This window comes from Staphylococcus petrasii, assembly GCF_002902565.1.
GTDB classification, from domain to species: Bacteria; Bacillota; Bacilli; order Staphylococcales; family Staphylococcaceae; genus Staphylococcus; species Staphylococcus petrasii.
The window spans coordinates 1-15,414 of sequence record NZ_PPRC01000033.1 but is presented as its reverse complement, the minus strand read 5'-3'; the positions used below and the strand labels follow the sequence as shown (position 1 = coordinate 15,414).

14 protein-coding genes and 1 pseudogene are annotated in these 15,414 nt (G+C 32.8%); 9 read left to right on the top strand and 6 right to left on the bottom strand.

Going from position 1 to position 15,414, the window contains the following annotated elements; all coding sequences use genetic code 11:
* Positions 1-248: 248 nt before the first annotated feature.
* The 5 genes from fdhF to CD127_RS06750 all read left to right on the top strand — a co-directional run bounded on the left by fdhF (position 249) and on the right by CD127_RS06750 (position 6,157).
* Positions 249-3,203: a formate dehydrogenase subunit alpha gene (fdhF, locus tag CD127_RS06770; RefSeq protein WP_103366205.1), complete on the top strand. Its 2,955-nt coding sequence runs from the start codon at positions 249-251 to the stop codon at positions 3,201-3,203.
* A complete protein-coding gene (locus CD127_RS06765; RefSeq protein ID WP_103298982.1) occupies positions 3,203-3,676 on the top strand; it encodes a helical membrane plugin domain-containing protein in 474 nt (157 codons plus the stop codon). The genes fdhF and CD127_RS06765 overlap by 1 nt, the downstream gene beginning before the upstream one ends.
* A gap of 173 nt (positions 3,677-3,849) precedes the next feature.
* Complete coding sequence (locus tag CD127_RS06760) at positions 3,850-4,071, top strand: hypothetical protein (RefSeq protein WP_103298983.1); 222 nt, start codon at positions 3,850-3,852, stop codon at positions 4,069-4,071.
* Positions 4,072-4,095: 24 nt separating this feature from the next.
* On the top strand, positions 4,096-4,881 hold the full coding sequence (locus CD127_RS06755; RefSeq protein WP_103366204.1) for an N-acetylglucosaminidase: 786 nt from the start codon (positions 4,096-4,098) through the stop codon (positions 4,879-4,881).
* Positions 4,882-5,032: 151 nt separating this feature from the next.
* Positions 5,033-6,157, top strand: a complete 1,125-nt coding sequence (locus tag CD127_RS06750; RefSeq protein ID WP_103366203.1) for an FAD-dependent monooxygenase — start codon at positions 5,033-5,035, stop codon at positions 6,155-6,157.
* Positions 6,158-6,224: 67 nt separating this feature from the next.
* On the opposite strand, the gene CD127_RS06745 is transcribed toward CD127_RS06750, so the two are convergent.
* The 5 genes from CD127_RS06745 to CD127_RS06725 all read right to left on the bottom strand — a co-directional run bounded on the left by CD127_RS06745 (position 6,225) and on the right by CD127_RS06725 (position 9,482).
* Complete coding sequence (locus CD127_RS06745) at positions 6,225-7,181, bottom strand: 2-hydroxyacid dehydrogenase family protein (RefSeq protein WP_103366202.1); 957 nt, start codon at positions 7,179-7,181, stop codon at positions 6,225-6,227.
* Positions 7,182-7,259: 78 nt separating this feature from the next.
* On the bottom strand, positions 7,260-7,574 hold the full coding sequence (locus CD127_RS06740) for a DMT family transporter (RefSeq protein WP_103298987.1): 315 nt from the start codon (positions 7,572-7,574) through the stop codon (positions 7,260-7,262).
* Between the two features lies 1 nt (position 7,575).
* The gene (locus CD127_RS06735; protein WP_103366201.1) at positions 7,576-7,905 is read right to left on the bottom strand and encodes a DMT family transporter; all 330 of its coding nucleotides are present in this window, start codon (positions 7,903-7,905) and stop codon (positions 7,576-7,578) included.
* A 145-nt stretch (positions 7,906-8,050) separates the two neighbouring features.
* Positions 8,051-8,728, bottom strand: a complete 678-nt coding sequence (locus CD127_RS06730; protein WP_103366200.1) for a CHAP domain-containing protein — start codon at positions 8,726-8,728, stop codon at positions 8,051-8,053.
* A gap of 325 nt (positions 8,729-9,053) precedes the next feature.
* Positions 9,054-9,482 (bottom strand): DUF4870 domain-containing protein, encoded by a 429-nt coding sequence (locus CD127_RS06725; RefSeq protein ID WP_103298388.1) that lies wholly within the window; start codon positions 9,480-9,482, stop codon positions 9,054-9,056.
* A 260-nt stretch (positions 9,483-9,742) separates the two neighbouring features.
* Here CD127_RS06725 and CD127_RS06720 point away from each other — a divergent pair, with 260 nt between their 5' ends.
* A complete protein-coding gene (locus tag CD127_RS06720) occupies positions 9,743-10,813 on the top strand; it encodes an NAD/NADP-dependent octopine/nopaline dehydrogenase family protein (protein ID WP_103366199.1) in 1,071 nt (356 codons plus the stop codon).
* A 70-nt stretch (positions 10,814-10,883) separates the two neighbouring features.
* Positions 10,884-12,293, top strand: a complete 1,410-nt coding sequence (gene nhaC / locus CD127_RS06715) for a Na+/H+ antiporter NhaC (protein WP_174694750.1) — start codon at positions 10,884-10,886, stop codon at positions 12,291-12,293.
* A gap of 315 nt (positions 12,294-12,608) precedes the next feature.
* Here nhaC and CD127_RS06710 read toward each other — a convergent pair whose 3' ends face one another.
* A complete protein-coding gene (locus CD127_RS06710) occupies positions 12,609-13,436 on the bottom strand; it encodes a CHAP domain-containing protein (RefSeq protein ID WP_103366197.1) in 828 nt (275 codons plus the stop codon).
* Positions 13,437-14,120: 684 nt separating this feature from the next.
* On the opposite strand from CD127_RS06710, the gene CD127_RS06705 reads away from it, so the two are divergent.
* Both CD127_RS06705 and CD127_RS06700 read left to right on the top strand, forming a co-directional pair.
* A complete protein-coding gene (locus CD127_RS06705) occupies positions 14,121-14,972 on the top strand; it encodes an AraC family transcriptional regulator (RefSeq protein WP_103298868.1) in 852 nt (283 codons plus the stop codon).
* A gap of 200 nt (positions 14,973-15,172) precedes the next feature.
* Positions 15,173-15,414: pseudogene (locus CD127_RS06700) on the top strand (transcriptional regulator, SarA/Rot family); the annotation flags it as partial.

Sequence of the window (15,414 nt, the reverse complement as noted above, 5' to 3'; positions counted from 1 at the left end):
TTTTTTAACTTTTTTTGAAAATGTAGTTTGTAATTCTGCAAAAAAAGAACAATACAATAAGTTATTAAACATACTTATTCTTATGTTTTAAAACTTTAAATATTAAAAAAATTTATGAAACTATTAACATTATTCACAATAAGTTATACAATTAAAGTAATTCTATGTTCAATATATGTGGGGTATTGGAATGGAATATTTTTTAATTAGATAATTTTACGGTAAAAAATATAGATGGGGTGGAAAGTATGCAAGAACATTTAATCTTGACGCTTGACGGTATAGATTATCTTGTGGAACCTGGAACAAATTTGCTCGAATTCATTAAATCTCGTGATACTTTCGTACCTTCAATTTGCTATAACGAATCGATGGGACCAATTCAAACATGTGATACATGTATGGTTGAAATCGACGGCAAGATTGAACGTGCGTGTAGTACGGTTGTAGATCGTCCTATGACGGTTAATACTCAAAATAATGATGTGAAAGCAAGTCAAAAAGAAGCGTTAGACAGAATTTTAGAGAAACACATGTTGTACTGTACAGTATGTGATTACAACAATGGCGACTGTGAAATTCATAATGCGATGGACGCATGGGGCTTACAAGAACAATCATATGAATATAAAGAAAAACCTTATGAAAAAGATTACGGTCCATTCTATCGTTATGATCCAGACCAATGTATCTTATGTGGACGTTGTGTCGAAGCATGTCAAGACATCGAAGTTAACGAAACAATTTCAATCGACTGGGATCGTGAACATCCTCGTGTAATTTGGGATAATGACGTACCTATTAATGAATCATCATGTGTATCTTGTGGTCAATGTGCAACAGTTTGTCCATGTAACGCAATGATGGAAGTTAATATGGAAGGTAATGCAGGTTATATGACTGATACTGAACCAGGTTCATTAGCAGCTATGATTGACTTAACTAAGAAAGCTGAACCAGGCGATGGTTTATTATTCGCAGTTTCAGATTCAGAAGCAGAAATGCGTAAAGAACGCATTAAGAAAACGAAAACAGTTTGTACATATTGCGGTGTAGGTTGCTCATTTGATGTATGGACTAAAGATAGAGAAATCTTAAAAATGCAACCATCACACGATTCACCGGCAAACAAAATTGCAACATGTGTTAAAGGTAAATTCTCTTGGGGTCACATCAATTCAGATCAACGTTTAACAAAACCTCTTGTTAGAAAAGATGGCGAATTCCATGAAGTAGAATGGGATGAAGCACTTGATGTCATTGAATCAAACTTCAAACGTATTAAAAATGAATACGGTGGCGAACATTTAGCATTTATCGCTTCTTCTAAAGGTACAAATGAAGAATCATACTTAATGCAAAAACTTTCTCGCCAAGTATTTGGTTCAAACAACGTTGATAACTGTTCTAGATATTGCCAAGCACCAGCAACAAAAGGTTTATTCCGTACTGTTGGTCATGGTGGTGACTCAGGTTCAATTGAAGATTTAGAAAGAGCAGCTATGACAGTATTAATCGGTACAAACACTGCTGAAGCACATCCAGTAATTGCTTCACGTATTAAACGTGGTCAAAAATTATTCGGCTCAAAAATGCATGTATTTGACATAAGAAAACATGAAATGGCTGAACGTGCTGATGCATTCTATCAACCTAAACCAGGTACTGACTTAGTATGGTTAGGCGCTGCAACGAAATATATCATTGATAATGATTTACATGACAAACAATTCTTAAATGATTGGGTAGATAACTTTGATGAATACTATAAATCATTAGAATTATTTACAATGGATTTTGCTGAAGATGCAACAGGTATTCCTAAAGAACAAATCATTAGCTTTGCTGAAGAAGCTGCTAAAGCAGAATCAATGTCAATTTGTTGGGCTATGGGTGTTACTCAACAAGATATCGGTAGTGATACAAGTACAGCAATTTCAAACTTATTACTTGTAACAGGTAACTATAGAAAACCTGGTTCAGGTGCATACCCATTACGTGGTCACAATAACGTACAAGGTGCGAGTGACATGGGAAGTATGCCAGACCAATTCTCAGGTTATCAAAAAGTAGATGATGATGAAGTAAGAGCGAAGTTTGAAAAAGAATACGGTGTGAAATTAAATCCTAAACCAGGACGTGACAATCACCAAATGATGGAAGGTATCCATAACGGCGAAATTCAATCATTATACTTATACGGTGAAGATACTGGTATCGTAGACTCTAACATCAATTTCGTACAATCTGCATTAGAAAAAGTAGATTTCTTAGTTGTACAAGATGAGTTCTTAACTTTCACAGCAACTTATGCTGATGTTGTATTACCAGCAAGTCCATCACTTGAAAAAGACGGTACATTCACTAACACTGAACGACGTATTCAACGTATTAATAAAGCGTTACAACCATTAGGCGACTCTAAACCAGACTGGGAAATCTTCCAATTAATCGCTCAAAGAATGGGCTTTGATTGGGGCTATACACATCCATCAGAAATTATGGATGAAATTGCTCGCTTAACACCATCATACTCAGGTGTAAGTTATGATCGTTTAGAAGGCTTTAATAGTTTACAATGGCCTGTTGCTCCAGACGGCACAGACGAACCAACATTGTATATGAACGGCTTTAACTTTGATAATGGTCGAGCTAAATTATTCCCATTAACATTTGATAACTTCTTCAAAGAAGACGAAGTATATGACTTACACGTGAACAACGGTCGTTTACTTGAACACTTCCATGAAGGTAACATGACTTATCAAACAGAAATGATTAAATACAAAATGCCTAACGCATTCGTGGAAATTTCTCCAGAGCTTGCGAAAGATCGTGATATTCATGAAGGCGCTGAAATACGATTAATTTCTGAAACTGGTGAAGCAACATTAATTGCAACAATTACAGATCGCGTAAAAGGTAAAGAAATTTACATTCCATTAAATAACGATGCAATGTCTAACGGCGACTTAGGTGCTATCAATAAATTAACAAACAGCGATGTTGATAAATATACTGATACACCATCATATAAACGTACAAGTTGCCGTATGGAAGTATTAACACGTAAAGGTAAGTCACCATTGAACCCAACAAACTTCCGTGTTGATAAACACCGTCATCCGCAATATAGTGTCCAAGTACAGAAAAAATGGGAACGTCCAGATTATGTTTTCCCAGGAAATGTGGTGGATAAATAATGGCTGAAAGAATTACTAAAATCAAACGTTTAGAAAAGTCACAAGAGCAAATTAAACAAGAAAGTTTAATCGAAGTAACAGATGCAATTGCTGAAAATAAAGATAGTATTTTAAAAGCAATCCGCATTGTTAAAGCTTTAGATGAAGCTAAGATTCTTGATTTAATGAATGGTGGAATTAGAGGCCGTCAAGTGATTGTCAATAAATTCATGACTGAGCTTAACAAAGATTTATATGCTGGATTAATTACTAATTTAGCACCTATGGTCTTCATGTTAGGTGAATTGAATGTTCAAGAGTTAAGTCAATTCTTGAATAAATTAAATAAAGGTCTTCACGTGGCAAACCAAGCTAGCCCTAATGCTAAAACGACTGTACGTAGTTTAATGGGCGTCCTCAAAGATGATGATATGAACCGCAGTTTAACTTACATGTTGAACTTACTTAAAGGTATGTCTAGAGGCGAAGATTAATTAACTACACATAAGAAATCCTTATTAGGAGCAATACACTAAGTATTCAACTCTTAATAAGGGTTTCTTTTTCATTATTTATAAGCCATAAAGACTTAAATTGTGGTATGGTTGATTATATATGAATTTACATAAAGGGGTGAGGACTTATTCATCCAAAAGCACTTAAAATAATGACAATTATTTCTAATCTCTTCATCGTATTAGGAATTATTTTTTTAATTATGATGCAATTAGTTTTGGCTATTTCAATGTTTGCAGTATCTTTAGCAATCAGTTTAGTCATATTTAACGTCATGTTTCGTGATCGTACAGGTATGAAAATAGTAATTAATTTATCTTTTGCAATCGTAGTGATTGTCATAATTATCGCTTATTTCTTTTTATCTAAATAAGCTAAACAGGAGTTTAACGTAGCTATGAAGAAATATAACCATTTAAAATTTCCTATGATATTGTTAGTACTGGTGTTAATTGCTTTAGTAGTATTATTGATTTTTAATAAAACGAATATTTTAAGAAGTGACCTCAATTATCATTTTCAAGAAGCAGTGCGTAAACAAACACAATCAGATCTTGTGAATACAGTCGATAAAAACGGTGACTTCACTCCAGCAAGCAATACTGAAGTGGAACAAGCGATGCAAATTAAGAAGAATGATAATAATTTAAAATATATGGATCTTTATCACACCGTGCCAATGTCGAAAGAAGAAGTAACGCATATACTTAAAGGGAAAGGTATATTAGAAGATCAGGCCAATGCGTTTATAGAAGCGCAAGATAAATATGGCGTGAATATCCTTTATTTGATTAGCCACGCAAGAGTGGAAACGAATAATGGTAAATCGGAGCTTGCTCAAGGAATCAAAGATGGTAATCATCAGTATTATAATTTCTTCGGCATTGGAGCTTTCGATGAAGACGCTATACACACCGGTAAGAGTTATGCCAAAGAACAACAGTGGACGTCACCGCGTAAAGCGATATTAGGTGGAGCTAAGTTTATTCAAACTACTTATTTCGAAAATGAACAACGCACACTCTATCAAATGCGTTGGAATCCACAGAACCCAGGACAACATCAATATGCCAGTGATATAGAATGGCCAGATAAAATAGCTACGTATATGAAAGAATATTATGACCATTTTGGTATTAAAAAAGATAAAATAAGACGTAATTATTACATATCTAAAGATTAAAAATAATTAAATTAGAATGAGAGAGTATAAGGGCTTGCCCGTACTCTTTCATTTTTTAATTTAATTGAAAGTTTAAATTATATAGAGAATATTTAGGGTATAAGGCAATATGTTAAAATGAATAAGAATTTAAATTCTGAGGTGTAAATAAATGAAAATTGCAATTATAGGTGCCGGTATTGGAGGGCTCACTGCTGCTGCACTGTTACAAGAGCAAGGACATGATGTCAAAATTTTTGAAAAGAGATCAACTATTCAAGAAGTTAGTGCTGGCATTGGTATCGGGGACAATGTTTTACAAAAACTTGGTAACCATGATTTAGCAAAAGGTATCAAAAATGCAGGTCAAAATTTAACTTCTATGAATGTATTTGATGATAAAGGTGAACTATTAACATTTGCGAAATTAAAAGAAGATACACTGAATGTAACGTTGCCTCGTCAAACGTTGATTAAGTTAATTCAAACTTACGTTCAACCTGATACAATTTTCACAGATTATCAAGTGACTAAAGTGGATAATGAAGAGTCACAAGTGATGGTTCACTTTTCAAATCACGCGAGCCAATCCTTTGATATGTGCATTGGCGCAGATGGTATACATTCTGCAGTTAGACAGACTGTACAACCTGAAGCTAAAATCTTATACCAAGGTTACACATGCTTTAGAGGTTTAGTAGATGAAGCGGACTTGAAGCACAGTGACAGCGCAAATGAGTATTGGGGTCAAAGAGGCCGCGTTGGAATCGTGCCGATGATTAATAATCAAGCTTATTGGTTTATTACGATTAATGCTTCGGAAAAGGATCCTAAGTACCGCTCATTTGAAAAACCACATTTACAAGCATATTTTAATAATTATCCTGAGGAAGTACGTCAAATCTTAGATAAACAAAGTGAAACAGATATTATTAAAAATGATTTATATGATATGAAACCATTAAAAACGTTTGTCTATGGTCGTACTGTTTTATTAGGAGATGCAGCCCATGCGATGACGCCTAATATGGGCCAAGGTGCTGGACAAGCCATGGAAGATGCTATCGTATTATCCAACTGTTTGAGTTCTTATGATTTTGAAAAAGCTTTAGCACGTTACGATAAATTGCGTGTTAAGCATACTGCTAAAGTAATTAAACGTTCACGTAAAATAGGAAATATAGCACAAAAAGAGGGTACTTTAACAACTAAAGTAAGAAATCGTGTGATGAAAATGACGCCTACACGTCTTGTAAGTGGTCAAACAAAATTCTTATACAAAGCTAAAAAGAAATAATATGTAAAAAAGGATTGAATCAATAGTATTAAAACGACTATCGATTCAATCCTTTTCTTTATCTCAATTATTTATTAACGATAAATTGTGGTTCTTCACCGCTTAATTTTTTAATAGTATCATTTGCGACTATTTTAGACATCATATCTCTAGCTTCGAATGTAGCATTACCGATGTGTGGAGTGATGACTACATTGTCTAATGATTTTAAGCCTTCAGTAATTTCAGGCTCGAATTCATACACATCTAAAGCAGCACCTTCGATTTCTTTATCATTTAGTGCTTTAACTAAAGCTTCTTCATTTACAATAGGACCACGGCCAGCATTAATTAAATAAGCAGTTTCTTTCATTTTTTTAAACTGTTCAGTATCAATCATGTGGTGTAAATCAGGATTATACGCAGCATTGATAGTAATGAAGTCTGCGTTCTCAAGTAAGGTATCTAAATCTACATATTTAGCACCAATTTCACGTTCTTTTTCTTTCTTTTGATGAGGTCCTGTATAAAGCACATCCATATCAAAAGCTTTAGCACGTTGAGCTACAGCACCACCAATTTCTCCTAGACCAATAATACCGATTGTTTTACCTGAAACTTCGCGTCCTCTGAAGAATAAAGGAGCCCAACCATCGAATCCTTTAGTACGTGATAATTTATCACCTTCAACGATACGACGTGCTACTGCAAGTACTAAACCGAAAGTTAATTCAGCAGTTGAAGCTGTAGAAGCTTTTGGTGTATTCGTTACATCAATATCTTTTTCACGTGCATAATCAACATCTACATTATTGAAACCTGCACCATAGTTAGTGATGATTTTAAGGTTTTTACCACTATCAATCACTTCTTGGTCAACGTTAGTAGATAAAATACTGATTAGAGCAGAAGCATCTTTTACGCCTTCTTTAAGCGTTTCTTTATCTATAATCCCTTCACCCTCATACATTTCAACTTCGAAATGTTCTTTAAGTAAATTTAATCCTACTTCAGGAATTGCTCCAGCGATGTAAACTTTTTCCATTAAACTCACTCCTTAACGTATAATTCTCTTTAAGTATAATAAAAGAAGAAAACGTATACAAATTAAATATTTTACATATTATTGGAGAAGTCTTAATCCTATTACCGAAATTAGAATTAATGAAATAAAAAAGAGACGCATAAAGTGTTTAGATTCATTATAAAAAATCATCCCAACGATAGCGCCACCCGCAGTACCTATACCTGTCCATATTGCATATGAGGTGCCCATTGGAATTGTTGACATCGCCAGTTTAAGAAAGCTAAAACTGAATACAAATGTAATGGCCATGACGACAATGAGCCACTTTCTTTTTGTGCGAGCAAATTCATTTAACCACACGACGCCTAACACTTCTAATAGTCCAGCTATCACTAAGCATATCCATGACATCTTATATTCCTCCTTCGTTCTGATCATTAGTAGAAAGTTTGAGACCAATAATACCTATAAGGAGTAGTATAAGTAGACCAATTTTTGTTATGGAAAATGATTGATTAAAAAATAGCATGTCAGTAATAACCGTACCAGCAGCTCCTATGCCGACAAATACGGCATAAACTGTGCCTACTGGTAAATGATTAGAAGCAGATAACATTAAATAAAAACTAAGAGATAAAAATACTAAAGTAAATAGCCAGGTGAGGAAATTATGAGCATTATCTAAGCCAACTACCCAAACTACTTCTATTAGCCCAGCAAGTATTACTTTTAACCACTGCATCGTATAACCTCCTTGCAGTATAAATAGTAATAAACATATTTTCTCAAAGTTTATATGTAAATTCAAAACAACCCTCTAGCTTAAGGGCCAAGGCACCAAACTAGAGGTTTGAATTTTCTATAAATCAGTTATTAATATTTATTTTTTAAGATAAATGAATGTAGTTAAATGAACTTACTTGGCTAGATGAAATTGTGCGAGTATCTACTACATAAGGACCACCAGTATAATTCATTTCAGAAATAGTGATTGAACCATCGCTATTTACACTTTCTACATAAGCCACATGTCCCATGCTTCCTTGCGTCGTTTGAAGAATAGCACCTTTAGCAGGAGTATTGTTTACTGTATAGCCTGCTGATTGAGCGGCACTTGCCCAGTTATTCGCATTGCCCCAAGTTGAGCCAATCTTACCGCCGACTTTATCATAAACGTACCAAGTACATTGTCCTGGTGTATATAAATTGCCAGAGGTAGATGATGTTGTTTGCATTGAAGTTGATGTCGTAGTTGAAGATGTACTTGAACTACTAGTAGTGTCATTTGATGATGAATTGCTAGTACTAGACGTTGTATTTGCTGCGCTTTGTGTATTAGAGAAAGATTGTTGCTGGAATTGTGGTTGTTGATATCCACTTGGTTGATAATGATTATATTGTGGATGCCATTGGCCATGTGATTGATTATGGTAGCCAAATTGTGAGTGTTGTTGTGGTGCTGGATTATGATTATATTCGGCAGCGTCTGCATGGTTTGCATTTAATCCTAATGCCGATACACCGATGCCAGCTGTTAATGTTGAAATAGTAATAATTTTATTCATAGTAAAAAGTCCTCCCAAATTTGTCTTCAACAATAGGTTGATTAGCGATATGTTGAAGAACCTTTAAATCTAAAATTTAATAGTTAATTGTCGCTCCCAACGACAACACATACTTTAGCAGATTATTTTAAGGTTATGGGCGATGTCACGCTTTCGTAAATGAAATACAAAAACCTTGAACAACTTCGTAATAGAAGCATGTCCAAGGTTACAGGCTGTAATAAAACGTACAAAGCGCGTGTTTCCTATGAAAATTGAATAGTTTTAACTTACATAGAGTTTTTTAATATTACAAAATGTTGTAATAAATAAGGTCTATAACATTCTATTTAAAAAATCGAATAGAAAGCGGAACAACATATTCTTTACCACCAAAATATTTCACACAGGCCACTATATGGAAAATGAAATACAGGATAGAAAGAACAAAAAGAGCAATAAATAAAATAACTACTAATAATCCTAAAAAGATAGATAATGTATCGTTATTTACCGCAAAACCAGCAAAAACAGGAATGAATAAAATACCTATAATGACATTCCAAATAAAATAAGAAATAACCATGTTGAAGTAATTTTTACCAGCTTGATCAATAAGACGGGCATCATTACGTTTGATAGCCCAAAGAATAATTGGTCCAATTATAGATGTGAAAAATCCTAATAAGAAAATAAGCATAGACATCAAACGTGCGTCATCATTGTTATCATTGATAATTTGCTGATTGGCTTGGTAATTATAATTTTCTGGCATTTAAAATCTCCTTTTTAAGTAAATTATATTTCTTACTTTAAATATAACAAAGTTTTAAATTTTATTTTAGTGAATTTTAAATTATAATTTATGGTCTTGTTTAAAATTTTTCCAAGACGGTTATATATAACGATAATATAGATGAAAGATGCGTTTCTAAATGCGCATCTTTATTTTTTGAATGTAGCTTTTAGGCTCATTTAGGAGTTATTTTTACATATTTTAATTTTCAATAAATAAAAAGAAAAGAGGGTTATTAAATGAAAATAGCAGTTGTAGGATCAGGTAACGGGGCAGTTACTGCTGCGGTAGACATGGTAGACCAAGGACATGATGTGAAATTATATTGTCGAAATTCATCTATTAAAAAATTCAACAATGCAATAGAAAAAGGCGGATTTGATTATAACGATGAAGGAGAAGAAAAATTCATTCCATTTACTGATATAAGTGATGATATTTCATATGTATTAAAAGATGCTGAAATTATTCAAGTTGTCATTCCTTCTTCATATATTGAATACTACGCGAAGATTATGGCAGAACATGTGACAAATGATCAATTAATCTTCTTTAATATTGCTGCTGCAATGGCTTCAATTCGTTTTATGAATGTATTGGAAGATCGTCATATTAATGTGCAACCTAAGTTTGCGGAAGCTAATACATTAACATATGGTACACGTGTAGATTTCGAAGAGGCGCGTGTAGATTTATCACTTAAAGTACGTAAAGTCTTCTTCTCAACTTATAAAAAAGATGAGTTAAGTGATAGCTTCGAAAAAGTGAGTCAGATTTATCCTTACTTAGTTAAAGAAGAAAACTTATGGAAGACTAACTTAGAAAATGGTAACCCAGAAGTACATCCGGGACCAACACTACTTAATGTAGGGCGTATAGACTATGCTGATTCATTTGCATTATATAAAGAAGGTATTACTAAACATACGGTTAGATTATTACATGCAATTGAATTAGAACGTTTAACATTAGGGCGTAAATTAGGTTTCGAATTATTAACTGCAAAAGAAGCACGTATTCAACGTGGTTATTTAGAAAGAAAAGATGAAGATGAACCGTTAAATCGTTTATTTAACACAAGCCCAGTATTCTCTCAAATTCCAGGACCAAATTCAGTACAAAATCGCTACCTAACTGAGGATATAGCGTATGGTCTTGTTGTATGGTCAAGTTTAGGACGTGCTATTGATGTAGATACGCCTAATATTGATGCCGTTATTATGATTGCTTCTACCATTTTAGAAAGAGATTTCTTTAATGAAGGATTGACTGTAGAAGAATTAGGTTTAGATAAACTTGGACTAGAATAGTACAAAAGTGGAAGTGAATAGATTGAAATCAAACAGAAAAGAGGTTTTAAAAAAATAATTAAGGGGGATGATTATGAAAAGAAAACCAACATTTTTTGAAGCAATATCTACAATTATTGTAATGGTGATTGTTGTAACCACAGGCTTTATTATATTTGATATACCTATTCAAGTTTTATTATTAATATCTTCAGCCTATGCTGCATTAATCGCTTTTAGAGTAGGACTTAGATGGGATGATTTAGAAGAAGGGATTACTCATAGATTAACTACTGCGATGCCTGCCATTTTTATCATTTTAGCAGTTGGGATCATCGTAGGGAGTTGGATGTATTCAGGTACAGTTCCAGCGTTAATCTATTATGGTTTGAAATTTCTTAATCCTAACTATTTCTTAGTATCTGCATTTATTATTTCAGCAATTTGTAGTGTTGCTACAGGGACAGCATGGGGTTCAGCTTCAACAGCTGGTATCGCTTTAATCTCAATTGCTGGTCAATTAGATATGAATTTGGGAATGGCAGCAGGCGCAATTATTGCCGGTGCTGTATTTGGTGATAAAATGTCACCACTATCAGACACTACAAACTTAGCTGCATTAGTCACTAAGGTTAATATCTTTTCTCATATTAGAGCAATGATGTGGACTACCATTCCGGCTTCAATTATCGGTATGATTGTATGGTTTTTCGCAGGTTTAAATTCTAAAAGTAGCGCTAATTCTAAACAAATTAAGGCATTATTAAATGAACTCTCAACAGCCTATAATATTAATATTTGGGTTTGGGTGCCGTTAATAGTCATTATAATAGCCTTACTATGTAAAGTTTCTACGGTACCGTCAATGCTAGCTTCTAGTTTAAGTGCGCTTATCGTAGGCACATTGAATAATCATTTCAATATTGTTGATGGTTTTAAAGCAACATTTGATGGTTTCAAACCTGAAATGACTGGTATGAGCCACTTTTCTGAAAATGCTAAGACCTTAATGGAACAGGGTGGAATGATGAGTATGACAGAAATCATTGTTACCATCTTCTGTGGTTACGCATTTGCAGGTATTGTAGAAAAATCAGGTTGTTTAGACGTTATGTTACAAACTGTAGCTAAAGGCGTAAAATCAGTCGGTACATTAATATTGATTACTGTTGTATGTTGTTTAATGATGGTGTTCGCTGCAGGGGTAGCTTCTATCGTTATCATTATGGTCGGCGTGTTGATGAAAGACATGTTTGAAGATATGAATTTGGATAGAAGTAATTTATCAAGAACATTAGAAGATTCAAGTACTATGGTGTTACCATTAATACCTTGGGGAACATCAGGCATATACTATGCTCAACAACTAGGGGTTTCAGTTGATCAATTCTTCATATGGACAGTGCCATGTTATTTATGTGCTGTTTTAGCAATTATTTATGGTTTCACTGGTATAGGTATTCGTAAAAAAAGTTCGAGTGAAAATGTAAATAATTCGTAAATAAAATGTTTAAATTCTTATATAACGGATATAAATAAATATGTTAGAACAGTACATAGATATTTTGTAGCGATGGTATCTATTACATTTGTTTTAGCTAACAATATCCTCAAAGTATAAGAAAGTAGTGGATTCAATTTTTGTAGCGAGAATTGAATCCATGAACGTGAAACAACTCAAATGAATTAGAATTATTGTTATATGTGAAATGAAAGAGGTTAAGCAGAGACTTATATGAGTTTCTGCTTAACCTCTTTTTTCAGCATAAAAAAAGGATTGTCGAGAGTGACAATCCTTTAATTTATATATTTAAAATTAGTGAATGTAGCTGTATGCAGCAGCTTGGCTAGCTGATAATGTACGTGAAGTTACAACACCAGGACCGTAACCATAGTTCATTTCAGATACAGTTACTGAACCGTCGTTACCAACACTTTCAACGTAAGCAACGTGACCGTAAGCACCTGCAGTAGATTGCATAATTGCACCTGTAGAAGGTGTGTTGTTTACAGTGTAACCAGCTGCAGAAGCGGCACTTGCCCAGTTATTAGCATTGCCCCAAGTTGAACCGATTTTACCGCCTACTCTGTTATATACGTAGTAAGTACATTGACCTGAAGTGTATAAGTTGCTACCAGAACTTGCAGAGTTAGAAATTGAAACTCCGTTAGATGATGGTGCAGCTGTAGTAGTTACTTTAACGTTACTATTTGAAGTTGAGTAACTAGTAGTTGTATTTCCAGCAGTTTGAGTACCTGCATTATAAGATTGAGTGCTAGTACGGCTATAGTTATTGTTTGCATAGTGATTGTAGCTATTGTAGTTGTAGTTACTGCTGTTATTGTTATTGTTGTAGCTGTAATTATAGTTGTAGTTATAGTTGTAATTATAGTAATTAGAATTATTATTGTTGTTATTTGAAGTATAAGTTTGGTTAGAATGATTTAAACGATCTGGGCTCCAGTTACCTTTCCAAGTGTAATGATAATTACCTTGTTGGTCGATAGTGTAAGAGTAGCTGTATGAAGTTGGATCGTTTGGATTGTAACCTTGTTCAGCTGCTTGAGCTTCGTGACCATGTCCAGCGATAGCGATAGTAGCAACTCCTGCAGTAGCGATTGTAGCTGTAGCGATTTTTTTCATTTTTAAATATCCTCCTGAGAATTAAATTAATTTTTATTTATTTATTTAATAGTCATTGGTTGACTTTAAGTCCAGTGGTTAGTTTGTTTCTTTTCGACAAGAAATACTTTAGCAGAAAAAAGTAGATTTGTGGGCGTTGTTACCGTTTTGTAATTTTTTGCTAATATATATTAGCTACACAAACATTCATTGAAATTTTTTGTAACATTTTAAAATACTGTCATACCAGTTTTCAAAAGTCTTTATTAAAAGAAAACTCATTTCGCTGTAATCTTACTGTAAAAAAATAGCAAAATTTATTTTTCTATAAAAATAATAAATTTTATAATTTTTGAACTGTATTTTAACATTATATTAATGAATGTTTGTTTATTGAACGGCTTAGTTTAAGAAGAAATATGAAAAAATGGATATTATTTGTATGAAAAATGATACTTTAAGGACGCTATATATAAAATAAACTAAAAATAAGATAATAAAGTGATATAATTAGTCAAAAGTTTGCTACTGGTAGTACCGAAATAAAACATACAATTATATATGAAGATAGACATTCGATGAAGAACGATTAAATGATACCTCGTATTATGTAATTGTTGATAGGAAAGTGAGTTATAAGGGGAAGATAACTTGATTTCTATTTATGTCGTGTCTTTATATATTATAAAGTGAGAGGACATATGTATGATTAATAACTTTTCGGTAAAGCTTTTAAAAAATATAAAGATAAGTAGGCAAAAGGAATCGAATATAAAATTAATCTATTGGTTAAAAGGATCAGGACAGATTACTTTAAATTTAGATAAATTTCGAATGAAAACGCGTGATTTAATGTTTATTATGCTAAATGATCTTTATTCTATTGAAAGTAAGGAAGATTCAATCGTTGTAGTAATGGAAATTGCTTTTAAAGATTATTTAAGATTTGCAGATGATTATATTAAATTACATGGTTATAAGTTTTCTTCAATAGAAAGAAAACAAATGGAACCTTTCATTATTAATTTACTTGAATTTGAATGTCGGAAACCCAGAATTCTTCATATAAAAGATAAACTAGTGAAGCACTTATGTGTAGAGCTAGGATATATTCAACGCAAACATCGTCAGAATTCTAAGTTAGAGAATGCATTAGTTGATGAAGTTCATGAATATATCATCGAACATCATAATCAAAAGATTAATAGACAAGACCTTGCGAATTCACTAAATATGTCAAATAAAGAACTAAGTCAGGTCATTAAATATCATACGCCCTACAATAATATTACTCAGTATATTAATGATGTTAGGTTAAAACTATGTTTAATAGATATTTTAAAGAGTAAAACCCTTATTCAAGATATCGCTTTTGACCATGGTTTTAATCATTTTCCACGTTTTATTGCGCTATTTAATAAAAAATATGGCGCAACACCTGGACAAGTAAGGAAAAATAAACAACCTTTAAATTTAAATAATTTAGAAACAAAAGAACTACCTTTTGATGAGCAAGCCCAACTACTCATTGCTGAGGCAAAAAGTCATTATCATTAATTATGATAGTAATTACTTCTATATAATAATGTGTACTGAATAATTATTACTAGAACATTAATGCTTATCTAATTTTTAAAACATTAACATGATATATGAAGATATTGATATCTCAATTGAGGATAGAAATATAGACGTCTATCTTCTATCCTAATTTTTAAAATTGGGTTTTTATGCAAGAACATGAGGTGACATGTATCATGGAAAAAAGAAAATTAGAGCAGTTGTTATTTTATTTAATCTATATTAAAGCAATTAGCGAAGTTTTGAAGTATTCAAGAAATTTAACTTTAGAACAATTAAAGTTATTAAATGAAATTATTACTTATAATGAAACTCATGAACGTGGAGTATATATAGAAGATTTAATTAAGACAATGCATATGTCTAAACGGAATATTAGATATAATTTAGAACATTTATATCATTTAAAGTGGATTAT

Bases quoted from the DNA above. Each gene is read 5' to 3' on its own strand.
- CD127_RS06705 (WP_103298868.1), top strand. From the start codon at position 14,121: ATGATTAATAACTTTTCGGTAAAGCTTTTAAAAAATATAAAGATAAGT.
- CD127_RS06735 (WP_103366201.1), bottom strand. From the start codon at position 7,905: ATGCAGTGGTTAAAAGTAATACTTGCTGGGCTAATAGAAGTAGTTTGG.
- CD127_RS06730 (WP_103366200.1), bottom strand. From the start codon at position 8,728: ATGAATAAAATTATTACTATTTCAACATTAACAGCTGGCATCGGTGTA.
- CD127_RS06755 (WP_103366204.1), top strand. From the start codon at position 4,096: ATGAAGAAATATAACCATTTAAAATTTCCTATGATATTGTTAGTACTG.
- CD127_RS06740 (WP_103298987.1), bottom strand. From the start codon at position 7,574: ATGTCATGGATATGCTTAGTGATAGCTGGACTATTAGAAGTGTTAGGC.
- CD127_RS06710 (WP_103366197.1), bottom strand. From the start codon at position 13,436: ATGAAAAAAATCGCTACAGCTACAATCGCTACTGCAGGAGTTGCTACT.
- CD127_RS06745 (WP_103366202.1), bottom strand. From the start codon at position 7,181: ATGGAAAAAGTTTACATCGCTGGAGCAATTCCTGAAGTAGGATTAAAT.
- fdhF (WP_103366205.1), top strand. From the start codon at position 249: ATGCAAGAACATTTAATCTTGACGCTTGACGGTATAGATTATCTTGTG.
- CD127_RS06720 (WP_103366199.1), top strand. From the start codon at position 9,743: ATGAAAATAGCAGTTGTAGGATCAGGTAACGGGGCAGTTACTGCTGCG.
- CD127_RS06725 (WP_103298388.1), bottom strand. From the start codon at position 9,482: ATGCCAGAAAATTATAATTACCAAGCCAATCAGCAAATTATCAATGAT.
- CD127_RS06765 (WP_103298982.1), top strand. From the start codon at position 3,203: ATGGCTGAAAGAATTACTAAAATCAAACGTTTAGAAAAGTCACAAGAG.
- CD127_RS06750 (WP_103366203.1), top strand. From the start codon at position 5,033: ATGAAAATTGCAATTATAGGTGCCGGTATTGGAGGGCTCACTGCTGCT.
- CD127_RS06760 (WP_103298983.1), top strand. From the start codon at position 3,850: ATGACAATTATTTCTAATCTCTTCATCGTATTAGGAATTATTTTTTTA.